This window comes from Mesorhizobium sp. CU3, assembly GCF_006442965.1.
Lineage (GTDB): Bacteria > Pseudomonadota > Alphaproteobacteria > Rhizobiales > Rhizobiaceae > Mesorhizobium.
Map to the genome: position 1 here is coordinate 1 of NZ_VFWX01000068.1, position 250 is coordinate 250.

A 250-nucleotide genomic window follows, 5' to 3' on the forward strand; every position below is an offset into this window, starting at 1 on the left:
GGCCAGGCCTACCCGTGCCTCGAACACGCCGCTGAAGGTGCGCAATGCCACTTCGCTGATCTGCTCCACGGTCAACGCGGCCGACAGGTCCCGCGCCAGGCGTGCCAGGGATGTGGCGCGACGTTCTCGAGCGGCGGCGGTGCGCGCTTCGTGGCGCAGGCGTGCGGTGAGCTGCCCGGTGATCAGCGCGATGCCGAGCATCAACGCGAAGGTGAAGAAATACTGGGTGTCGTTGACGGTAAACGAGTAG

General features: G+C 66.4%; 1 protein-coding gene. It reads right to left on the minus strand.

The genetic code is table 11. The annotated features are described in order from the left end of the window. The coding region (locus FJ988_RS30645) for a DUF4118 domain-containing protein (RefSeq protein ID WP_140823065.1) at positions 1 to 250 on the minus strand (250 nt) is incomplete at both ends.